22 protein-coding genes are annotated in these 20,218 nt (G+C 37.9%); 5 read left to right on the top strand and 17 right to left on the bottom strand.

Going from position 1 to position 20,218, the window contains the following annotated elements:
* Position 1: 1 nt before the first annotated feature.
* On the top strand, positions 2–193 hold the full coding sequence (locus AC0DBE_RS17235; RefSeq protein WP_457895410.1) for a hypothetical protein: 192 nt from the start codon (positions 2–4) through the stop codon (positions 191–193).
* Positions 194–219: 26 nt separating this feature from the next.
* On the opposite strand, the gene padC is transcribed toward AC0DBE_RS17235, so the two are convergent.
* From padC to AC0DBE_RS17215, 4 genes are all read right to left on the bottom strand, one after another.
* The gene (padC, locus tag AC0DBE_RS17230; RefSeq protein WP_003235304.1) at positions 220–705 is read right to left on the bottom strand and encodes a phenolic acid decarboxylase; all 486 of its coding nucleotides are present in this window, start codon (positions 703–705) and stop codon (positions 220–222) included.
* 21 nt (positions 706–726) lie between these two features.
* Entirely contained in the window at positions 727–1,182 is a 456-nt protein-coding gene (locus AC0DBE_RS17225; protein ID WP_014115249.1) for a DUF3237 domain-containing protein, read from the bottom strand.
* Positions 1,183–1,343: 161 nt separating this feature from the next.
* Positions 1,344–2,699, bottom strand: coding sequence for a serine hydrolase (locus AC0DBE_RS17220; RefSeq protein WP_114151210.1), 1,356 nt, complete (start codon positions 2,697–2,699; stop codon positions 1,344–1,346).
* Positions 2,700–2,846: 147 nt separating this feature from the next.
* Positions 2,847–3,404 carry a C1q-like domain-containing protein gene (locus tag AC0DBE_RS17215; protein ID WP_041521077.1) on the bottom strand — a complete coding sequence of 186 codons (558 nt, stop codon included), beginning with the start codon at positions 3,402–3,404 and terminating at the stop codon, positions 2,847–2,849.
* A gap of 595 nt (positions 3,405–3,999) precedes the next feature.
* On the opposite strand from AC0DBE_RS17215, the gene sacB reads away from it, so the two are divergent.
* On the top strand, positions 4,000–5,421 hold the full coding sequence (gene sacB, locus AC0DBE_RS17210) for a levansucrase (protein ID WP_014115253.1): 1,422 nt from the start codon (positions 4,000–4,002) through the stop codon (positions 5,419–5,421).
* Positions 5,422–5,497: 76 nt separating this feature from the next.
* A complete protein-coding gene (locus AC0DBE_RS17205) occupies positions 5,498–7,048 on the top strand; it encodes a glycoside hydrolase family 32 protein (RefSeq protein ID WP_332606796.1) in 1,551 nt (516 codons plus the stop codon).
* Between the two features lie 86 nt (positions 7,049–7,134).
* Here the strand turns inward: AC0DBE_RS17205 and AC0DBE_RS17200 are convergent, their stop codons facing one another.
* The gene (locus AC0DBE_RS17200) at positions 7,135–9,708 is read right to left on the bottom strand and encodes an ABC transporter permease (protein WP_072565299.1); all 2,574 of its coding nucleotides are present in this window, start codon (positions 9,706–9,708) and stop codon (positions 7,135–7,137) included.
* Positions 9,705–10,454 carry an ABC transporter ATP-binding protein gene (locus tag AC0DBE_RS17195; protein WP_072565300.1) on the bottom strand — a complete coding sequence of 250 codons (750 nt, stop codon included), beginning with the start codon at positions 10,452–10,454 and terminating at the stop codon, positions 9,705–9,707. The genes AC0DBE_RS17200 and AC0DBE_RS17195 overlap by 4 nt, the downstream gene beginning before the upstream one ends.
* 164 nt (positions 10,455–10,618) lie before the next feature.
* On the opposite strand from AC0DBE_RS17195, the gene AC0DBE_RS17190 reads away from it, so the two are divergent.
* On the top strand, positions 10,619–11,293 hold the full coding sequence (locus AC0DBE_RS17190) for a response regulator transcription factor (protein ID WP_044445616.1): 675 nt from the start codon (positions 10,619–10,621) through the stop codon (positions 11,291–11,293).
* A 2-nt stretch (positions 11,294–11,295) separates the two neighbouring features.
* A complete protein-coding gene (locus AC0DBE_RS17185; RefSeq protein WP_072565301.1) occupies positions 11,296–12,720 on the top strand; it encodes a sensor histidine kinase in 1,425 nt (474 codons plus the stop codon).
* On the opposite strand, the gene AC0DBE_RS17180 is transcribed toward AC0DBE_RS17185, so the two are convergent.
* The 11 genes from AC0DBE_RS17180 to AC0DBE_RS17130 form a co-directional block, all read right to left on the bottom strand.
* Complete coding sequence (locus AC0DBE_RS17180) at positions 12,708–13,118, bottom strand: vitamin K epoxide reductase family protein (RefSeq protein WP_052500088.1); 411 nt, start codon at positions 13,116–13,118, stop codon at positions 12,708–12,710. The genes AC0DBE_RS17185 and AC0DBE_RS17180 overlap by 13 nt on opposite strands.
* Positions 13,119–13,196: 78 nt before the next feature.
* Positions 13,197–13,385 carry a hypothetical protein gene (locus AC0DBE_RS17175; protein ID WP_044445617.1) on the bottom strand — a complete coding sequence of 63 codons (189 nt, stop codon included), beginning with the start codon at positions 13,383–13,385 and terminating at the stop codon, positions 13,197–13,199.
* Positions 13,386–13,458: 73 nt separating this feature from the next.
* Entirely contained in the window at positions 13,459–13,653 is a 195-nt protein-coding gene (locus AC0DBE_RS17170) for a hypothetical protein (RefSeq protein WP_044445618.1), read from the bottom strand.
* A 60-nt stretch (positions 13,654–13,713) separates the two neighbouring features.
* The gene (locus AC0DBE_RS17165; RefSeq protein WP_044445619.1) at positions 13,714–14,367 is read right to left on the bottom strand and encodes a DsbA family protein; all 654 of its coding nucleotides are present in this window, start codon (positions 14,365–14,367) and stop codon (positions 13,714–13,716) included.
* Positions 14,364–14,642: a hypothetical protein gene (locus tag AC0DBE_RS17160; protein WP_072565303.1), complete on the bottom strand. Its 279-nt coding sequence runs from the start codon at positions 14,640–14,642 to the stop codon at positions 14,364–14,366. Before AC0DBE_RS17160 ends, AC0DBE_RS17165 begins: the two co-directional genes overlap by 4 nt.
* Before the next feature lie 17 nt (positions 14,643–14,659).
* On the bottom strand, positions 14,660–16,423 hold the full coding sequence (locus AC0DBE_RS17155; protein WP_472963003.1) for an ABC transporter ATP-binding protein: 1,764 nt from the start codon (positions 16,421–16,423) through the stop codon (positions 14,660–14,662).
* The gene (locus AC0DBE_RS17150) at positions 16,423–16,863 is read right to left on the bottom strand and encodes a MauE/DoxX family redox-associated membrane protein (protein ID WP_072565305.1); all 441 of its coding nucleotides are present in this window, start codon (positions 16,861–16,863) and stop codon (positions 16,423–16,425) included. Before AC0DBE_RS17150 ends, AC0DBE_RS17155 begins: the two co-directional genes overlap by 1 nt.
* A 19-nt stretch (positions 16,864–16,882) precedes the next feature.
* Positions 16,883–17,350, bottom strand: a complete 468-nt coding sequence (locus tag AC0DBE_RS17145) for a hypothetical protein (RefSeq protein WP_472963001.1) — start codon at positions 17,348–17,350, stop codon at positions 16,883–16,885.
* Entirely contained in the window at positions 17,331–19,163 is a 1,833-nt protein-coding gene (locus tag AC0DBE_RS17140; protein WP_072565307.1) for an asparagine synthetase B family protein, read from the bottom strand. The genes AC0DBE_RS17145 and AC0DBE_RS17140 overlap by 20 nt, the downstream gene beginning before the upstream one ends.
* Positions 19,164–19,174: 11 nt before the next feature.
* On the bottom strand, positions 19,175–19,597 hold the full coding sequence (locus AC0DBE_RS17135) for a lasso peptide biosynthesis B2 protein (protein ID WP_044445624.1): 423 nt from the start codon (positions 19,595–19,597) through the stop codon (positions 19,175–19,177).
* Positions 19,594–19,863, bottom strand: a complete 270-nt coding sequence (locus AC0DBE_RS17130) for a PqqD family protein (protein WP_072565308.1) — start codon at positions 19,861–19,863, stop codon at positions 19,594–19,596. Before AC0DBE_RS17130 ends, AC0DBE_RS17135 begins: the two co-directional genes overlap by 4 nt.
* Positions 19,864–20,218: the final 355 nt, after the last annotated feature.

Raw genomic sequence — 20,218 nt, 5'->3', positions numbered from 1 at the left:
CATGGGGAAAACAGGATACATTGGTGCTGTCATCGTTGTGGCAGCTTGTATCATCATTTTGTCAGCAGTGGTGTTTTTACGGGACACAGCCTATTACCAGCCCATCCGCTGGACTGGAATCATACTGTTTTTCGCGGGAATTGTGATGGTTCCCGAATATAAAGCAAAAAGAAAACCCGGGAAAGAGAAGTAATTCTCTTTCCCGGGTTTTTATGTTTTTTACAATTTTCCCGCGCGAATATCGTCTGTCATTCCTTCATAAGGAGCTTTCGAAATCACTTCTTCATTGTCGGCTCCCTCATTTTTCAGAAATGTAATCTCCGCAAATTCAGGCACAACGTATTTTGGATACGTTTCATATTTTTCGCGGGATTCTTTCATCAGATCAATGTGGTCATTTTGGTAGCAGACCGTAATTTCAGGATGTTCATGCACCCATTTCGGGAAGAAAATAATGCCGTGCATGCGTTTTTCATTCGGCATAAAATTTAATGAAACATCTGTGCCTGTCGGCTCTGTCCAAGACACTTTATATACGCCTTCTGTCAGTTTGACAATATTGACTTCCTGATCCCGAACCCAGCGTCCGGCAACCATTCCGCTATGAATTCTATAATCAATTGTATGGTCGTTTTTAATATAAATCTCGTATTCCCAACCGTTTTCATAAGTATAAATCATGTGGCTTCCGATAAAGTTTTCCATCTTTCACACTCTCCTTAGTCTTTACTGAACTTCATAAATGTCTAGTCGAACGTAATCAGGGGTTCTTTCTGCGGAACCGATAAACAAGCGGTCATGCAGCCATTGATAGACTTCACTGCCTGTTTCAAATGTCGGCATCGTACGGAAATAAACATGCTCCGGATCAATGATTTCCCCGGCCGCGGCTTGTTTTCGAAACGGCTCGCTGACTTGCCGTATCCCATTGTTTTCAATGTAAATCAGTTCATGATCTGCTGTTTCGATCACATACCTGGCAGATAAATCTGTTCTGCCGTCAGCGCGAATGATTTGTGAATCTGCACCGCCCGGCAAAATACGCCCCTTTATTTCCCCGGTTATTGTTCCCGAACGAATCGGAATGAATCGTCTCAGTCCCAGGCCTGTCTCACCAATGGTGATAGGCGGATCAACCTTGATTTCTAAAGAGGCGAATGGTTTTAAAACCGGCTTCTTCATGAGCACCACCTCACCTTCAGAAAAAATCATGTAACTATTTACATGTTTAATTTAACATCATTATAGTTAACTGTCAAACAATAGGAATATAAAAAAACAAGGGCTGTGAAAACAGCCCTTGTTTGACACTCTAATATTCCGATCATTACGCTCATCCCTTTCTAATTCGTACGGACCGCTTCTTCTTCTGTTCCATCCTCATAAATGATAAAGCTTTTCACAACATCATCACCTAACATAAATTCTAATTCAACAGACAATGATCGCAGAAAGAAACGGGTTTCCGAGGAAGGAAACAATTCCAGTCTCAGCTGCCCAGTGATCTCCAAATAAAGACGTTCATTCTCGGCCGTCACCCGTGCAGCCGTCCCATCCTGAAACGAGTAGCTGCCAACATAGCGGCTGTATATCGCCGTATCAATTGCTTTTTTCTTCTTATCAGCAGGACGTTCTGGGATCTCATACGGCTGGCCAAATAGAATATTTTCCGCAGCCTTCAGAATCGCTTGTTCATATTCAGCATCCTCTTCTTTATTACTCAAATAGATCAGCGTTTTACGATGATCGATATATCGGATCATCGTCGTCGAATAGCCGGGCCACCCTCCGCTATGGCTGACAATCCGCCCTTTTTCAGGACTGTTTTGCAGCACCCAGCCAAAGCCGTAATCGATTGTTCCCCCATTATTCAGGCGTACCGGTGAAAACGCGGCTTCCTTAGAAGCATTACTGATTAAATCATCCTGATATAAAGCCTGATCAAATCGAAACAAATCGCTTGTGACAGAGTTCACCGTTCCGTCTCCTTGTATGCCATCGAGGTAAACGACATAGCTTGTTTCCTCCAGATCATCAGGAAGGACGTACGTTTCGGAATGTACATCATACACATATCCATATGCATAATGATCAATCCGCTCAGGCCGAAGCCTCCTGTTATACACTCTCGTTTTATTCATGCCGACCGGTGAAAAAATACTTGTATTCATAAAATCCGCATAGCTCATGCCAGATGCTTTTTCAATAATAACCGCCAGCAGCACATACCCCGTATTGCTGTACAGCCAGCCTTCATTCGGCTCAAAATAATTAGGAAGCCCCTCATTCATCAGCATATCGACAATATCCTGATTCAGCGCAATCTTGTGTTGATCCCAATTGCTATAAAACCATCCCATATATTCAGGAAGCCCTGACGTATGGTTCAATAAATGCCGAATCGTTATACCCTGATACGGAAAACCCGGCAGCCACCGCTCCACTTTGTCTTCATATCCAAGAATTCCTTTCTCCTCCAGCAATATGATTCCCAAAGCTGTAAAAGGCTTTGACAAAGACGCTAACTCAAACAAAGAGTTGGTTTGCAAGGGGCGCTTTTCCGTCAATTCTGCATAACCGAAAGAGTGATGATATAAGATATCGCCATCTTCCGCAGCCAGAATCGTCCCGTTGAATTGATATTCTTCGCCTAATGTCTCAAATAACGTCTTAAGATGCTTCCTTTTATACTGCTTCATTCCTCCACCTCCCTTTTCTCTGTACGTTACTAAACTATTAATGTTTCAATTATTTTGAAAATAATAAAAAAGCTGATCAATCCAAAACAGGAAAAATCAACTTTAATATAGAGCGGCTTTGATCTGCCGGAATCAAATATCCCTTTTTTACGAAGTCAGAGAAGGAACTCTAGCGGCTGCAAAACGAGTTCTCGTAGTCGCTTGAATTGTTCCGGCGGCAGTACTTCTCATGGCAACTGTCACCGTATCTCCAGCGTTTAACTGAAGTATTTCCGTAATGGCTACGACTGCCGGGAGATTCCCTGCTTGAGTTTCGTTATTTCCGCCTACCACATCTTGATTCACGAGAAATACGACTTCTAAGTTGAAGTCAACATTCGCATTCGCTTGAAACTCAACTGATGCGTTAAGAGAATATACGCCTGCTGTTCTCGGTGAAAATGTAGATGTGTCGGGGTTATATTCATTCGCCAAATCAAATTGCTCATTTTGAAATAAGACTCCGCTTGCTGCATTTGCAGCCACTGACAAATTCATATTGCTCGTGGCTCTGAAAGCAGAAATAGGCTGGTTAGTAATTGGTGCGAAGGGCTGGTTTTGTTGAGATGTTGGGGTGTTTCCATTTCTGCCTTGCATGACACTTGGTGATAAAAGAGGTTCCGGTCGATCGTTCCTCTTAATCCATTTTGATGGCCGTGGCGGCATGACTTTTTCCTCCTAAAAAAATTCTTTCGCTTCTATCATTTGTTGGCTAGCAATACATTATTATATTGGTCGTTACTGACATTGAAACGGTATCTGCCCGACTGTGCTCAAAATAGAAATGACAGCAGTAAGTTCCCAAAACGAATTACTGCTTATGATCCAAGATTAATTTCAAGGCATGGTTCACCAAGGATGATCATTTTCTGAATCATTACTCAAAAGGTAACTTTATGCCCATACATCAGGCGTTATAAAAAATACAGAGAATAAAAAGAAATAGATAAACAAGTTAGTTCTTTAGACCCGTAACCTTTACATCCTTTTATGATTTTCTATCAAACAAAAGAGGAAAATAGACCAGTTGCAATCCAAACGAGAGTCTAATAGAATGATGTCGAAAAGTAAATCACGCAGGTTTGTTACTGATAAAGCAGGCAAGACCTAAAATGTGTAAAGGGCAAAGTGTATTCTTTGGCGTCACCCCTTACATATTTTAGGTCTTTTTTTATTGTGCGTAACTGACTTGCCATCTTCAAACAGGAGGGCTGGACGAAGCAGACCGCTAACACAGTACATAAAAAAGGAGACATGAACGATGAACATCAAAAAGTTTGCAAAACAAGCAACAGTATTAACCTTTACTACTGCACTGCTGGCAGGAGGCGCGACTCAAGCGTTTGCGAAAGAAACAAATCAAAAACCGTATAAGGAAACTTACGGCATTACCCATATTACCCGCCATGATATGCTGCAAATCCCTGAACAGCAAAAAAACGAAAAATATCAGGTGCCCGAATTCGATCAATCCACAATTAAAAATATCTCTTCTGCAAAAGGCCTGGACGTTTGGGACAGCTGGCCATTGCAAAACGCTGACGGCACAGTCGCAAACTATCACGGCTACCACATCGTCTTTGCATTAGCCGGAGACCCTAAAAATGCGGATGACACATCCATTTACATGTTCTATCAAAAAGTCGGCGAAACTTCTATTGACAGCTGGAAAAACGCTGGCCGCGTCTTTAAAGACAGCGACAAATTCGATGCGAATGATTCTATCCTAAAAGAACAAACACAAGAATGGTCTGGTTCAGCTACATTTACATCTGACGGAAAAATCCGTTTATTCTACACTGATTTCTCCGGTAAACATTACGGTAAACAAACACTAACAACTGCACAAGTTAACGTATCAGCATCAGACAGCTCTTTGAACATCAACGGTGTAGAGGATTATAAATCAATCTTTGACGGTGACGGCAAAACGTATCAAAATGTACAGCAGTTCATCGATGAAGGCAACTACAGCTCAGGCGATAACCATACGCTGAGAGATCCTCACTACGTAGAAGATAAAGGCCACAAATACTTAGTATTTGAAGCAAACACTGGAACTGAAGACGGCTACCAAGGCGAAGAATCATTATTTAACAAAGCATACTATGGCAAAAGCACATCATTCTTCCGTCAAGAGAGTAAAAAGCTTCTGCAAAGCGATAAAAAACGCACGGCTGAATTAGCAAACGGCGCACTCGGCATTATTGAGCTAAACGATGACTACACACTGAAAAAAGTCATGAAACCGCTGATTGCATCTAATACAGTCACAGATGAAATTGAACGCGCGAACGTCTTTAAAATGAACGGAAAATGGTACCTGTTCACTGACTCCCGCGGATCAAAAATGACAATTGACGGCATCACATCTAACGACATTTACATGCTTGGTTATGTTTCTAATTCTTTAACTGGCCCATACAAGCCGCTGAACAAAACAGGCCTTGTGTTAAAAATGGACCTTGATCCTAACGATGTGACCTTTACTTACTCACACTTCGCTGTACCTCAAGCGAAAGGAAACAATGTCGTGATTACAAGCTACATGACAAACAGAGGATTCTACGCAGACAAACAATCAACGTTTGCGCCAAGCTTCCTGTTGAACATCAAAGGCAAGAAAACATCTGTTGTCAAAGACAGCATCCTTGAACAAGGACAATTAACAGTTAACAAATAAAAACGCAAAAGAAAATGCCGATATCCTATTGGCATTTTCTTTTATTTCTTATCAACATCATAAAGGTGAATCCCATATGAACTATAAAAAAGCAGGCAAATGGCTAACCGTATTCCTAACCTTTTTAGGAATATTGCTGTTTATCGACTTATTGTCAAACGAAGAACCTGTCAAAAAAACAAAATCAACACAGAAGCCGAACTACCGGGCGGCATATCATTTTACGACGCCGGATAAATGGAAAAATGATCCCCAAAAACCGATCTATTTTGATGGCAAGTATCATTATTTCTATCTATATAACCGGGATTACCCAAAAGGCAACGGCACAGAATGGCGCCATGCCGTATCAGAGGATTTGGTGCATTGGACTGATGAAGGCGTGGCGATTCCGAAATATACAAACCCGGACGGTGATATTTGGACCGGTTCCGTCGTGGTGGATAAAGAGAACACAGCCGGCTTCGGGAAAAACGCGCTTGTCGCGATTGTGACACAGCCTTCAGCCAAAGACAAAAAGCAAGAGCAACATTTGTGGTACAGCACAGACAAAGGAAAATCATTCAAATTCTACAGTGGCAATCCCGTTATGCCTAATCCGGGCACAGACGATTTTAGAGATCCGAAAGTGATATGGGATGACCAGGATAACAAATGGGTCATGGTCATGGCTGAAGGATCAAAAATCGGCTTTTATGAATCCGATAATCTTAAGGACTGGCATTACACAAGCGGATTCTTCCCAGAGCAGGCGGGAATGGTCGAATGTCCTGACCTCTACATGATGCGGGCAAGCGACGGAACGAATAAATGGGTTCTCGGCGCGAGCGCGAACGGCAAACCATGGGGCAAACCAAATACGTACGCCTACTGGACCGGAGGCTTCGACGGAAAAGAATTTACAGCGGATCAGACCGAAGCCCAATGGCTTGACTACGGCTTTGACTGGTACGGCGGCGTGACGTTCGAAGACGGCAAAAGCACAGATCCATTAGAAAAGCGGTATGCGCTTGCCTGGATGAACAATTGGGATTACGCCAACAACACACCGACACTGAAGAACGGCTTTAACGGCACAGATTCTGTCATACGCGAACTCCGGCTGCAAGAGGAGGATGGCACATACAGCCTCATCTCACAGCCGACCGAAGCTTTGGATCAGCTGACCGTTTCAACTGACAAAGAAGAGGATCAAGATGTGAACGGATCAAAAACACTGTCCATCACAGGTGATACGTACCAGCTTGATATGGATCTTTCTTGGTCAGAGCTGAAGAATGCTGGCGTCAGACTGAGAGAGTCAGAAGATCAAAAACGCCATATTGATGTCGGCATTTTTGCCGAAGGCGGCTATGCATATGTCAACAGAGCGGCCACAAATCAGCCTGACAAAAGCAAGACCTATGTCGAAAGCCAGGCTCCATACGATGTAAGCAAACAGAATGTGCATTTGAAAATTCTCGTGGATAAAACAACGATAGAAGTATTTGTCGACGATGGGAAAACCGTTTTTTCAAATGAAGTGTTCCCAAAACCTGAAGATAAAGGCATTACTCTTTATTCTGAAGGCGGCACAGCCTCATTCAAAAATATAACGGTGAAACATTTGGATACGGTTCATGAATAAGAAACAGATGCAGCGCGGGCTGCATCTGTTTAATTTTCTAACTTTTAATTCAAATAAAGGAAGCTAAATCAGATGTTTTTTTAAAATTAATCTTCAAAGACTGCTCTAATTAAATTACTTTTTGAAAGCCACAAGGCAGAAGGAAGAGTAGATAAAATCCCGAGTAATGGGCTTATTAATAATATGATAAGGATGACCATATACGGAATTTCAAGATTATTTACATCTAAAGCTGATAATAAGTTGTAACCCAATACGATACTTGAAATTAACCCCATTATACTTCCCGCTACAGAAATAACAATCCCTTCATATAAAGCGAGTCGAACAATTTGCCATGGCTTACCTCCTATTGCTCTCATCATCGCAAACTCTTTTTTACTTTCCCTTAAATTGCTTGCCATACTATTCATTAAGCCAACAAGAGCAATTAAGGTGATAATAAACACGCTGCTTCCCAATAATACGATGCGCTGTTTGTACTGTTGATAAAATTTATCCATTTCTTCTTTTCTATCATACAAAATGGTATCTTGATATTGTGGGTTTTCCAGCAATTTCTCAATACTCGCCTTTATATGACCTTTTTCACTTTGATCCTTAATATTAAAAAATATTTGTTCTGTTTTTTGAAGATGAAATAACTCGTTTAATGTATTCTCATTAGTAAAGAATCTCAAATCTTCATCCGGCAATATAGGTACTTCATCAACCACACCGACAATACGTAAAGTAAATGGCTTCTTGCCAGAAACTTCACTTAAATCATCTGGTTCCAATGTGACTACATCTCCAACTCGGAACCCAATTTCCTCAGAGAATTGTTTTGTAATGACTGCCTCATAATCTCTAAGATGATCAATCCGGCCTTTCACAATGTCAAAAGGGGTGATGTTTTGTACTTTTTCCAAATTCAATCCGCCCACACTCGTTAAAATTTCTTTTTTTCCATTTATCGTCATAAATTGCCCGTTCCAGTTTGAATCTACTCTTTTTATATCTAAATTTATAGTATGTGTTAATATGCTTGTTTGGACTGGAATTGCTTCAACTCCGTTCGTATTATCAAGTTGTTTTATAATAGAAGAAGAGAAACCTGGTTCATATGAGGCTTCGGTAGCCTGTATTACAAAATCAAGCGGATATTGTTTTGATATTGTTTTTTCTGTTTGACTGACAACAGCTTGCAAAATCATAAACCCAACTAATCCAACAATAACTGCTAACGTTAATACTCTGGCAATTTGTTGACTTCTTCTCATCCTTTTCAGAGCATTTCTTCCGGCAATCATGCTTTCCATTTGATAAAACGGCCTTAAGAGAAAAGTAAGTGCCGTTACAATGATCCTCAATACTACAGGAGTCATCACAAACATGATGAGTACAAATGATATACCCAACAGAATACTGAAGCTTCCACTTCCTCCACTTTTATGCACTGCAAATGTCATAACTGCCAGCAAGAGCAAAATTATGGTCAGAGCGATAATGGTTCTTTTTGAATCTGCTTTACTTTCACTAATTTTTTGGCTGTATGCAGCTATAGGAGAAAGTCTGCTAGTCGATAAAGCTGGTATTGTTGCTGCTAATACAGTCAAAAGAATGCTTCCAAAAAACGAAATGATTATACTTATTGCCGGGATTGATATTGATTGGATGGAATAGCCTATAAATTGTTCAGCAATATTGGACAAGGAGTAACATAGTACAGTACCTGTAACCGTTCCCAATAATGCAGCCATAATACCTATCAGCAAAGCCTCCCAAATGACCATATAAAACAATTGGGCAGGCTTTCCGCCTAATAGTCTTAATGTTGCTAATTCTTTTTGTCTTTCTTGAACCGACATTTGCAATGTACTGACTACGATTAAAAGGCTACCTAACAAGACTGTAATTGATAAACCATTGACAATGGGTTTTAACCCACCCAGTTGTTCTTTCTCTGTCATCATCGCCTTACGTTTATCAATGGATATACCTTCAAAATGCTCCTTTAAATCCTCTATCACTTTTTGTTTATCTGCTGATTGATCCAATTTCATCATGACTGCCGTTGCTTTATTTTGATTATGAGTTTGTGCTGCGATCCAATCATAATCAAAAATGAAGATATTATTTAATTGTTCTCTTTCATGCAAAATACCTGATACACGTACTTTTACATCTTTCCCTGGAGGAAAAGGTAAACTAATTTCAGAATCAATATCCAATCGCTTAGATTTTGCATATCGAGCCGGGATCACCACTTCCTTAGACTGCGGAAATTTCCCTTTATCAATGGAAACCAGCGGGTGCTCCATAGCCAATTGATTATGTTTAAAGCCTATATAAACAGGCTGGGCTGCAACAGCAGCTGGCATATTCTCGCTTGCATACGGAAAAAGCATCGGTGTTATTTGATTTACATCTGGAAATCCTTTTATCGTTTGCAGATCGTTCGCACTCAGTTTTTTGGTTGATCCGTTATAACCTGAAATCAAATCAAAATTTCCATACTTTTTCAATACTGATTCCTCATTTGATTGTTCTAAAGTTGCCATCATGATTTGCGAAATAATGAGCAGCATAACTCCAAGACTAATACCGATCACAGCAAATAAAGACCTGGCTCTTCTTGCTTTTAAAAATCGCCAAGCTAATTGAACAGTTAATTTCATGCGTATACATCCTCTAATCTTTTAGTGATATGGCTTAAATTCACTTTAGGAGTCGCAGTCAGCTGAATATCTCCTGCTAATTCCCCATCCTTCATAAATACAATCCGATGCGCATGTGAAGCCACATTTGCATCATGCGTCACCATGATAAGCGATTGGTTTTTCGTATCGCAAAAGTGTCGAAGAATTGTTAAAATATCATTACCAGTTTTTGTATCAAGACTTCCGGTTGGTTCATCTGCTAATACGATACTAGGTTCCATAATAAGCGCTCTTGCAATTGCAACCCGCTGCTGCTGTCCTCCTGACATCTGAGACGGATAAGAAGAAGCGAGTCTTCCAATCCCTAATAATTGCAGCAAATCATTTGCCTTTTTATTTACAGACTTATCTTTCTTTCCAGCAAGGAGTATAGGCAGCGTCACATTCTCCTCTGCTGTAAGCACAGGAATCAAATTAAACAACTGAAAAATAAAACCGATATTATCTCTTCTGAGTTGTGTAATTTGGGACTCATTACACTGAGATAAATGAATACCGTCTAGTGTGACTTCTCCTGAAGTTGGTTTATCTAGCCCTGACAGCATATTTAATAACGTAGACTTTCCAGAACCACTAGGACCCATAATAGCTGTAAATTCACCTTTTTTTATATCCAAATCAATATTTTTCAGTGCGAAAAATTGGTTTACACCCTCTCCATATGACTTTGATAACTTTTTGGTTTGAAGGACTGAAGTTCTCATGTTTTTCACCTCATTTTATATTTCAAATTCATTTTAAATAATTAAACTCAATAGGGCGTTAATAAAATATCAATAAAATATCAAGATTTATTTATGCATATTCCGCAATTACAAAAAAACCGTCATAATGTTATTCAGGAGCAAAACAGAAAGGAATGTCGATAATGAAAGAAACTATTTTAGTCGTCGATGATGATGCGGAAATTATTGAACTGATGAAAGACTTTCTGGAGATCGAGAATTACAATGTCCTAACAGCATTTAATGGAGAACAAGCCCTCTCCATTGTCAACAAACAAGAGGTCGACTGTATCCTACTGGATGTAATGATGCCGGGGGAATCAGGCTTTACAATATGCAAGAAAGTAAGAGAAGTAAAGGATGTCCCTATCTTATTTTTAAGCGCCAAAGAGGATCCAACCGATAAAATCAGAGGATTAAGTGTCGGCGGTGATGATTATATTGTAAAAACGGCAACACCAGGTGAGATTGTAGCCAGAATCAAAGCAGTGAGACGGCGTTCCGGGCAGCAAAAACCCGGACACTCATTCAACGGCCTTACAATTGATTACTTATCCCGTGAAGTACATAAACACGGAAGAAAAGTCTCCCTCACCTCAAAGGAATTTGACTTATTATCTCTGCTTAGCAGACATCCCCATCAAGTATTTACGCACGATCAAATTATCCAACTTATATGGGGAGAGCATTATAGTGATCCGCATACAGTAAGGGTATTTATCGCGAGAATCAGAGAAAAAATTGAAGAAACCCCCTCTCAACCACGCTGGATCCTAACTGTCTGGGGTGTCGGATACAAATTTGCGGAGGGAGTCTAAACATGTTAAAGGGGCATAAAAAAAGAAGAATGACAATAAAAAAATGGCTGTTTCTCTTCATTATTGCATTTATTTTGCTCCCCATCCTTACTACAAAAATGGCCGTCCATTTTTATAATGAATCAAAAACAAATTCTATTGAAGTTGAGGATATAATGCCTTGGCTGCAACAAAACATTCTAAGTGAGCCGGAAAATTGGAACAAAAAAGAGTGGCAAAAACAAATACGTTCTAAAACTGATGAGCTTCATATAGGGATACGTTTGCTGAACAAAGATCAAAAAGTCTTATTTTCAACAGTAGAAGAACCACATAGTCATCAGATTACAAAAATAGGGCAAACAGCAGATTACTCAGTTGGAAGTACAAACTATCTTCTTGAAGAATATTATGTATATAAGAAAAAAAAACTCGCAGGCATTTTATATGTTCAAGATAAAAGGCCTGCCCTGCAAGCTTTCGATGGCCATGAAAACAGTTTTCTAGAACAGTATGGAGGGGTATTCATCGCATTATTTGTTCTCCTGTTGCTTTTTGTGACAGCTGCATGGTTTATGAATAAACATGTGTTAATTCCATTGATAGCACTGGAGAAAACATCTCAGCTCATTTCAAAGCAGGATTTCAATTTTTCTCTTCCTTCTTCACGTGTGACAGAAATTCATGAAGTATCAAACGGGTTTAAGTCCATGCAGCTGCAGCTAAAGACATCATTAGACAAACAACAATCTCTTGAAAACGAAAGAAAATTGTTTATAGCTTCTATCGTTCATGATTTACGAACCCCAATATTTACAATTCGGGGATATCTAGAAATAATAGAAAAGCAAATACACCAAAACCCTGAAAAAGCAAAGAAATACATTCTGACATGCAGAAATAAAGCGGATATGTTGAATCATTTAGTGTCAGACCTATTCTCGTATACGAAGCTAGAATTTTATAAAGAAAAACCAAATGTAGAGTATGTAAATCTAAACCGTTTACTTGACGATTACCTGAACGGTTACTCTGCAATATTAGAGAAAAAGGGAATTCGTCTCATAAAATCAATTCCTGAAGCTAATACATTTGTTTATGCAGATCCCGGACTTTTTTCCAGAGCTTTTTACAACATAGTAGACAATGCGATAAGATTTTCTTTTGAAAACAGTGACATTTATGTTTCGCTGTTTGAAGAGAAAAAATATGCTGTCATTGCCATTCGGGATAAAGGAAAAGGGCTGCATGAGTCTGAGTTAGACCAAATTTTTACGCCGCTCTACAGAGGAGAAAGTTCTCGCAATCGAAAAACAGGAGGAGCCGGATTGGGCTTAGCAATAAGTAAAGAAATTTTAGAAGTGCATGGAGGTAAAATCACGGCAGAAAACCACCATAAGCAAGGGGCCGTTTTCAAACTGTATTTGCCTTTACCTCATAAATCATGATTCATTTTCAAATGTTCTTTTGACTGCTGCTTAATATAAAGAAAGAATAACAAAGAAATAACTGTAAACGAAAGCATACAATAAAAGCATAGAGCTTGAATATAAAATAAGGATACATACATTAAGTAGATAGAAAACAGCCAGCCGATAGCTGTCAGAAAAAGCAGCAATTTATGTTTTAGCCTTTTATTCATATTTAACATCTCGATATTAAAAAGCATCACATATCCTACTATACCAATTAATGATACCGGCACATTCCCAATCATAGAATATTTACTATTGTTCACAGCATCACACCCATTTGTCGGACAAAAGTAAACTGATCCTGTACTCCACTTACTTATCAAGAGATAAGTAGACAGTACAATTCCAATGAGCAATAACGTTTTTTTCATAGTTGCTGCTTCCTTTCTGTTATAGAATAAAGAAAGAGCGGTGATTTTAACACACCGCTCTTTATCTTTTTATTATACTTACGGCGTACATCTGTCACCTTTAATTGTTGTACAAATACAACTTGTGCGTGTTGACGTTGTCACCAAGACATACTTTCTATCAGAATCATCAAGCGTCCAGTTTTCTGTACCCCAGCCGCCGCATCCTTGAATAAGCTCTTCTGCTGCACCGAATTCGATTAAAGAAGGTTGTGAGTATGCTTTCATTAACGTACACGTCCTTTTCCAATATTTTTTGTCCAATGCTGCAAGGAAGTAATTGTACTACATTTTGTTTACATTACAATACTGGTGTACATTTTGTTCCAGATAAGCTAGTGCAGATACACAGCTTTCGGCCGCCAGTAGTCATCCATACATATTTTGAATCAGAATCATCCATTGACCAGTTTTCAACACCCCAGCCGCCGCATCCTTGAATAAGCTCTTCTGCTGTACCAAATTCAATTAAAGAAGGTTGACTATACGTTTTCATTTTCATATCTCCCCCATAAATAAAATTTAATATATTTAATGCTGAATACAGCATTGGACACTAATTTACTTTCTTCAATTCTGAATCTAATGTCTCTTTAAACTCTTTAGCAGATGGAGCTCCATAAATGATTTTTGTCCCTATTATTAAAATTGGAGTCCCCTGAAAACCTAACTTTTTAAATTCTGCTTTTGTTTTTCTTATTTCTTCTTTCGTTTCCTCATGATCTAAATCATCGTTGAACTCGTCTTTATCTAACCCAATTTGATCAGCTAACATCTTATATAAATCAGATGGATCATCTGTTTTACCCAATTTAGACGCATTATCGAATAATAATCTGCTCATATCCCAAAACCGGTCTTGATTTTCTGCTGCAATGGCGGCTGCAGATGATTCGTATGCGTTTTTATGTTCTTCCATTGGTACATGTTTAAAAATATACCTTACAAGCTGTTTATCAATATAATTTTCTTTAAACTTCATGTTTACCAAATCGTCATTTAGAATCTTGCAAGCTTGACATCCATAATCTGAAAATACAATCACATTTATCTTAGCTTTTGAGTCGCCTTCTGATGATCCTGTATTCACTTCAAAATCATTTGCATTAATTTCCTGACTATTGGAAGTGACATTTCCAGTGAAAAACAACTGATAGATAAAGATACCTGCTATAAATAAAATACTGAAAGGAATGATGAATCGTTTCAATTTGGCTCATTCCTCCTTCTCGATATCCATAAAACCCCTCCTGTAATACCGCTCAATATGAGTAGCCCTACTGAGGATAATAAGTATGCGTCTTGATTCTGTTCATTTTGTAATTGGTTCATCAGCTGATCAACCTCTGTCCCGGATTTTTGATCATCTTCTATTAAGCTATCTGTTGCTTTAATCGTTTCTTGTTTCTTTTGATAAAACATAAACCCGGAAATAAGACTGCCTACTAAAAATAAAAGACATACAGATATGAGTAGTTTACGCATTTTTATCTCCTTATTATTTAGTTTACTTCAGCCAGTTCAGTATTATTTTGCGTATGGTATAGTTCCCGGTAGAGCCCTTCTTCCTCCAAGAGCCGTTCGTGGGTTCCGGCTTGTACAATTTCTCCTTTATCTAATACATAGATCCTATCACTGGATTGGGTGACAGACATTCGATGAGCAATCGTTATAACTGTTCTGCCTTTTGTTAACTCATTCAAGGCATTTTGCACAATATACTGGGACTTTGAATCAAGTGAAGATGTGGCTTCATCAAGAATAAGAATACTAGGGTTTTGCAAGATGGCTCTGGCAATCGCAATTCGCTGTTTTTCTCCACCTGAAAGCTTATATCCCCGTTCTCCGACTATCGTGTCATAACCATCGGGTAAACCTATAATTTTCTCATGTATATACGCTTGTTTCGCCGCTTCATGGACCTCTTCAATTGAAGCATTTGGATTTCCTAACATGATATTTTCTTTAATAGAAGTATGCAGCAAATACACTTCTTGAGAAATCATTCCTATATACTTTGATATATAATCAGAACTTATTCTCTCTAGATCATGACCATCTATATAAACCCCACCTTTATCCGGTTTATATAATCTCGTCAATAAATAGGCAATTGTTGTTTTTCCAGAACCGCTAAATCCTACTATTGAAACTTTCGAACCTGCCGGTATACGGATCGATAAATTTTTAAGTGTTTGTTCTTCTTTTTTGTAACTAAACGTGACATCGCGCAATTCGATATTCCCTTTTATATCGTGAATAATAATTGGATCTTTTGGTTCCTCTAGTTCTGGCTTCATATCAAGATATTCAAAAAATCGTTCGAACGTAATTTTTGCGCTTTGAAGCATGATGCCGATACGTCCCACTTCCTGAATGGGATTAAATAGAGAAGCAATGTACCCTGATAATGCAACTGCCATACCGGCGCTAATTTCAAAAGGACCACCAGGTCTTCCAAACCAGTAGACAAACAAAGGAGCAATAATAGCTGCTAAAGCGAGCAGATTATCAAAAATAGAGCCTAATAATTTTTGTTTTAGTGTTAGCTTATTGATTTCTAGTACTACATTCTTAAATGTTTCAAAAGTTTGCCGGCGTCTTCCAAATATCTTATTTAGAATTACGCCATTAATGCTGATATTTTCTGTAAGAAAAGAATTCATGAAGGAAATGTTAGTAATAAGTTTTTTGCTATATTTATAAGCAAATCTCCCAATTAAAGGCATAGGAAGAAAAAACAAAGGGATCAAAAGCAATATAACTATCGAAAGCTTCCAGCTAATCGCTACCATTGCAATGAAAGTGACCACCAATGATAATGCTGTTTGTGAAGTATAAACAATAGGTTTAAAGACTGTATTGGCTATACTTTCAGCCTCGTTCGTTAAACGTGAGGTGATTTCACCTATTTTCGTATCAGTGAAAAACCGTATAGATTGCTGATAAAGTTTACGGAAAAGTCCCTCTCTTACATTGAAAATAATCTGATTTGTGAAAATTGTGATGAGGATATCTTGAACAACATGCATTACAATTTGGCATATCCCAATTGCCAGAAGAATCATGATTAACTTTTCTAACCCAAACTTGCTTGTCCCTGAAAAGCCTTTATCAATGATTTCAGCAACAATAATCGGCGTAATTGGGCTTAGTATAGACTGGACAAGTATAGTAAAAATGATAAAGGAGAGAAGCCCCCACTTTTTTCCTGCTAGAGAAAAAACTCGTTTCCAAGTGAAAGAGCCATTCATTTGTGTAGTCATCACTGTAACATCTCCCTTATCACTTCATTAACATTCAAAGAGATAAGAGCCGCTAACAATACTGTATATCCCAGGTTAAACATTACTTTTTTCGCTGAAATCTTTTCGGGTGCATGCAATCCAAAACAGCCACAGCCGAACGGCAGAGTTTGATTAAGCTTTAAGGACATCAGCAATAAAAACATCAGTTGCAGCAATATGCCAATGAGTAATCCCACTACTCGAAATGGTTCTGCAATAATCATCATTCCTACCACTAGTTCAACCGGACCTATTAAAGCAGCCAGAAAAAGAGTAAACGTTCCTTTGAAAAACAGATGGTAACTTTCAATAACCCTTCCAAAAGCATATGGATTTTTTAATTTTCCAATGCTGCTTTTGATAAAAACAAAACCTGCCCCTATATATAAAACATTCATAAGTATCTCATTCAGTAACATCATGAGTCCTCCCAGATTCTTATACAGCGTGACTGTTCATTTTTGAAATGGTTTCTGACATAAACTTATTTACTTTTTCTAACTGTAACTGGTCTGGCCCTTGACAGTGAACAGATTGTTTTGTTCCATTTTTAACAAATATCAGCGTGGGGGTAAACTGTATTTCAAAGTGATCTACATACGGAAACACCGGAGAGCTTTCTGTCTCATAGTCGTATTCCTCAAGCGTATTAATAATGGCAAAAGGAACTTTAGTATCTTTTAAAGCACTATGTAGCATGTTCATATTCCTAATGACATTTCGACAAGTCATCTCATCAAAAAATAATATAAACATATGACGCTCATTCTTCAAAAGTATATCCAGCTTTTTAGTATCAGTGACCAAATGGCTTAAAATCCATTTCGTATGAAGTATTTTTTTGGCTGTAACTATCACTCCAATTACCAAAACTAATAAAGGGATACTATACAGGAAAAGGCTCATTATGTTCCTCCTTTTGATACGTATGCTTTTGCAGCCACAATTCAAGAGCTAATGCAGCAAAATAATCCATCCCTTTACTCAAAACACCGTGCCTGTATTCGACAATTTTATCCCGGAATTTACTGCCTTTTATGATACCCAGCTCTTCTAAAACTAAATGTTTCAATTGAGGAAACAACCTAGGCCATTCATTTTTTAATCCTGCAAATATTAGGGCATCATTAGACGTCTTGCCCTGCCTGTTCCGCACTTCATCAGGAAGATATCCCTTCATTGATTGCCTCAGAAGGACTTTTGTTTGAGCATCTTTAATCTTCTGGTCTAATGGAATACTGAAGATAAATTCGATAAGCTTCACATTTAAAAATGGATATCTGGTTTCAATTCCTAATGATTCGGAAAAAAATTGAGCAAAACCAAAGCCTTGAGACCTTTCAATATACTGGTACATCATTTTTAACCCAGGATCTTTTATTCGATTTTCCATTTCATGTCTTTCTTTTGCTTCATCATAATACTTATCTAGAAGGACAGTTTGATCCTCATGTTTCCCTTTAAGTGCGGAGAACCCAAATTCCTTTAGCGCGCCGGAAAAGGTATAATTATATGAGGCCGCTAATTTAGAAGTTTCTTTACAAAGCTTCAAAAATTGAAAATTTCGAATGAATTTAGAAATATAATAAGGGCTAAAACCAAAAACCTGATCCCCGGCATAGCCGTTTAAGACAACTTTAGTATTGCTTTGTAAGACCATGCGGTATGTTTCGGCCAGCATTCCATATGAAAGTTGATTTTTACTGGGCTCATCAGTTGAAATAGAATAATGAGGAAAATTCTTCAGAATCCAAAGATCATCACTTTTTACAAATTTATAGTTTTTCTCTTTGTATTTGTCGAGAACATAGCTGATATAAAACCTTTCATCAGAATCCTTATATTTATCAAAAACACAAGATATCGGATAAACATGCTCGACATCATATTGTTTAGCTGCTGCATAAATAGAAGTTGAGTCCAAGCCTCCGCTCATGAAGACACCTGTATTTGTCATTGATCGCATTCGGGCTTTTACTGAGTGAAAAAAAATGTCTTGAAATTGTTCAATGTAATGATGAGGGTTTTTATATATTGTTTTCTTTTTAGGATCTAGCTTCCAATAAGGCGTAATACGAAGTGTTCCATTCTTAAGAGTAAGGAAACTCCCCTTTGGCAATCTCTTAACGCCAAGATACGGTGTGTCTTCTTCCGACTGTATCCCTTTTCTATATAAGAAGTCTGCTAAATAATCTTTATTCCAATCACTGACTTGATAGGTCTTGTGAATAGCCCGAATCATGGAGGAAAAGAGAAATGAACTGGCTGTCACCTTATAAAAAAATGGCCGAATCCCTAAAGGATCCCTCGCGCAGAATAACTGTTTTTCTTCTGCATCCCAAATACAAAAGGCAAAATCGCCTTCCAGTTTTGTTACAGCATCCTCTTTCCATTTCTCGTATGCCCCTAATATTAATTCTGTATCCGATGTGCGGTGAAACTCTTTTTTTATATGTAGATCTCGGTAGAGTTCCTTTCGATTATCTATGCGGCAATCTGCAGTAATATAATAATTTTTAAATTTTGACTTTATAATCTTTTTTTCATACACTGATTCCGGATTAACAAATAAACTCGTTTTACCTAGTGCCACATTTTTATCAACCCATGCATTTTGGTGATCATTTCCTATTAATGAAATGGAACGTATCATTTCATTCAAACAATCTATGTCAGCAGGGCTTTTATCCAAATGATATAAACCGCAAATACCACTCATCGTCTACCGCCTCACATTTTTCTATATTCTTTCGTATGAAATTGATGTATCAAATCATTAACGAAATCTTCTGAATCATTAATGACTTGTCCATTAAATTCAAGCCAAGCATGTGATGTAAAAGGTTTCTTTTTTACGCCGATCACCAAGTCAATTGGTATACCCTTTTTATGAAAAATATGATAACTCGCAACTGACCGATGAAGACATCTCGCCTTCCCAAAAAAAAGAAAACAAACTTTCTCAACCACTCCTAGTACCATTTCTATAAACTTTAATTCTTTTTCTGTGATGTCCCTTAAAGGATCCAAAGGGGCAGGAGGAGACAAATAAGTGTGATAAACCTGTTTGAACCCTTCTTTTTTTAAGCTCTTGTCAATCTGTCTAACTATTAAAAAGGCTTTAACGTAATAGAATATCTTCATTAATCTCATGACCACGAAATTAATCCTTTATTTTTTAATTCTTTCAAAAAAATCTCTATATCCCTAATCATCTCGTAATGTGAAGTATTATACGTTTCACTGATGATTTTCAATATGTCATCAAATCCTTTCTTCTGCTCAATCAATTTCCATATATCTAATCCTACTTCATCAAGTCCGTAATAGGTCCCGTTTTCAATATCTAGTAAAACTCCTTCATCATCTGACTCAGTTAGTTTTACATTTCTTATAATGTTAGGTTGTTTTATATTCACGTTTAAAACCACCTTTGTTTGATTTGACATAAATATAAGCTTTTAGCGATTTACATCCAATAAAAAACAATTAACAGGATAAAAAAGCAGGATAAAACAATTTTTTCACGGGATGAATGGTTCTATCGACAAAAAATGAACTCCGCCCCCATTAAACTAGTATGAATATGCTATAAAATATGAGGCGTCTTCCCTCTCAAGAGGAATTGTTTTATTTTAAGAAAAAATCGTATTGTAAACACAAAACAAACATGATATCTTAAATACAAATAGTAAATTTATAACAAAATTGTTTTTCACCCTACAATCTTTTCTTCTTGATTTACATTTATCGGCATTAAAAAATTACCCTGTA

The organism is Bacillus sp. VA15 (genome assembly GCF_055721145.1).
This window is presented reverse-complemented; position numbering and strand designations above follow the sequence as displayed.

Coding starts and splice junctions, on each gene's coding strand:
- AC0DBE_RS17195 (WP_072565300.1), bottom strand. CDS start 10,454: ATGAGAACTTCAGTCCTTCAAACCAAAAAGTTATCAAAGTCATATGGA.
- AC0DBE_RS17175 (WP_044445617.1), bottom strand. CDS start 13,385: ATGAAAGCATACTCACAACCTTCTTTAATCGAATTCGGTGCAGCAGAA.
- AC0DBE_RS17200 (WP_072565299.1), bottom strand. CDS start 9,708: ATGAAATTAACTGTTCAATTAGCTTGGCGATTTTTAAAAGCAAGAAGA.
- AC0DBE_RS17185 (WP_072565301.1), top strand. CDS start 11,296: ATGTTAAAGGGGCATAAAAAAAGAAGAATGACAATAAAAAAATGGCTG.
- AC0DBE_RS17180 (WP_052500088.1), bottom strand. CDS start 13,118: ATGAAAAAAACGTTATTGCTCATTGGAATTGTACTGTCTACTTATCTC.
- padC (WP_003235304.1), bottom strand. CDS start 705: ATGGAAAACTTTATCGGAAGCCACATGATTTATACTTATGAAAACGGT.
- AC0DBE_RS17155 (WP_472963003.1), bottom strand. CDS start 16,423: ATGACTACACAAATGAATGGCTCTTTCACTTGGAAACGAGTTTTTTCT.
- AC0DBE_RS17220 (WP_114151210.1), bottom strand. CDS start 2,699: ATGAAGCAGTATAAAAGGAAGCATCTTAAGACGTTATTTGAGACATTA.
- AC0DBE_RS17170 (WP_044445618.1), bottom strand. CDS start 13,653: ATGAAAACGTATAGTCAACCTTCTTTAATTGAATTTGGTACAGCAGAA.
- AC0DBE_RS17135 (WP_044445624.1), bottom strand. CDS start 19,597: ATGAGATTAATGAAGATATTCTATTACGTTAAAGCCTTTTTAATAGTT.
- AC0DBE_RS17145 (WP_472963001.1), bottom strand. CDS start 17,350: ATGAGCCTTTTCCTGTATAGTATCCCTTTATTAGTTTTGGTAATTGGA.
- AC0DBE_RS17190 (WP_044445616.1), top strand. CDS start 10,619: ATGAAAGAAACTATTTTAGTCGTCGATGATGATGCGGAAATTATTGAA.
- AC0DBE_RS17150 (WP_072565305.1), bottom strand. CDS start 16,863: ATGTTACTGAATGAGATACTTATGAATGTTTTATATATAGGGGCAGGT.
- AC0DBE_RS17140 (WP_072565307.1), bottom strand. CDS start 19,163: ATGAGTGGTATTTGCGGTTTATATCATTTGGATAAAAGCCCTGCTGAC.
- AC0DBE_RS17235 (WP_457895410.1), top strand. CDS start 2: ATGGGGAAAACAGGATACATTGGTGCTGTCATCGTTGTGGCAGCTTGT.
- AC0DBE_RS17160 (WP_072565303.1), bottom strand. CDS start 14,642: ATGCGTAAACTACTCATATCTGTATGTCTTTTATTTTTAGTAGGCAGT.
- sacB (WP_014115253.1), top strand. CDS start 4,000: ATGAACATCAAAAAGTTTGCAAAACAAGCAACAGTATTAACCTTTACT.
- AC0DBE_RS17205 (WP_332606796.1), top strand. CDS start 5,498: ATGAACTATAAAAAAGCAGGCAAATGGCTAACCGTATTCCTAACCTTT.
- AC0DBE_RS17215 (WP_041521077.1), bottom strand. CDS start 3,404: ATGCCGCCACGGCCATCAAAATGGATTAAGAGGAACGATCGACCGGAA.
- AC0DBE_RS17225 (WP_014115249.1), bottom strand. CDS start 1,182: ATGAAGAAGCCGGTTTTAAAACCATTCGCCTCTTTAGAAATCAAGGTT.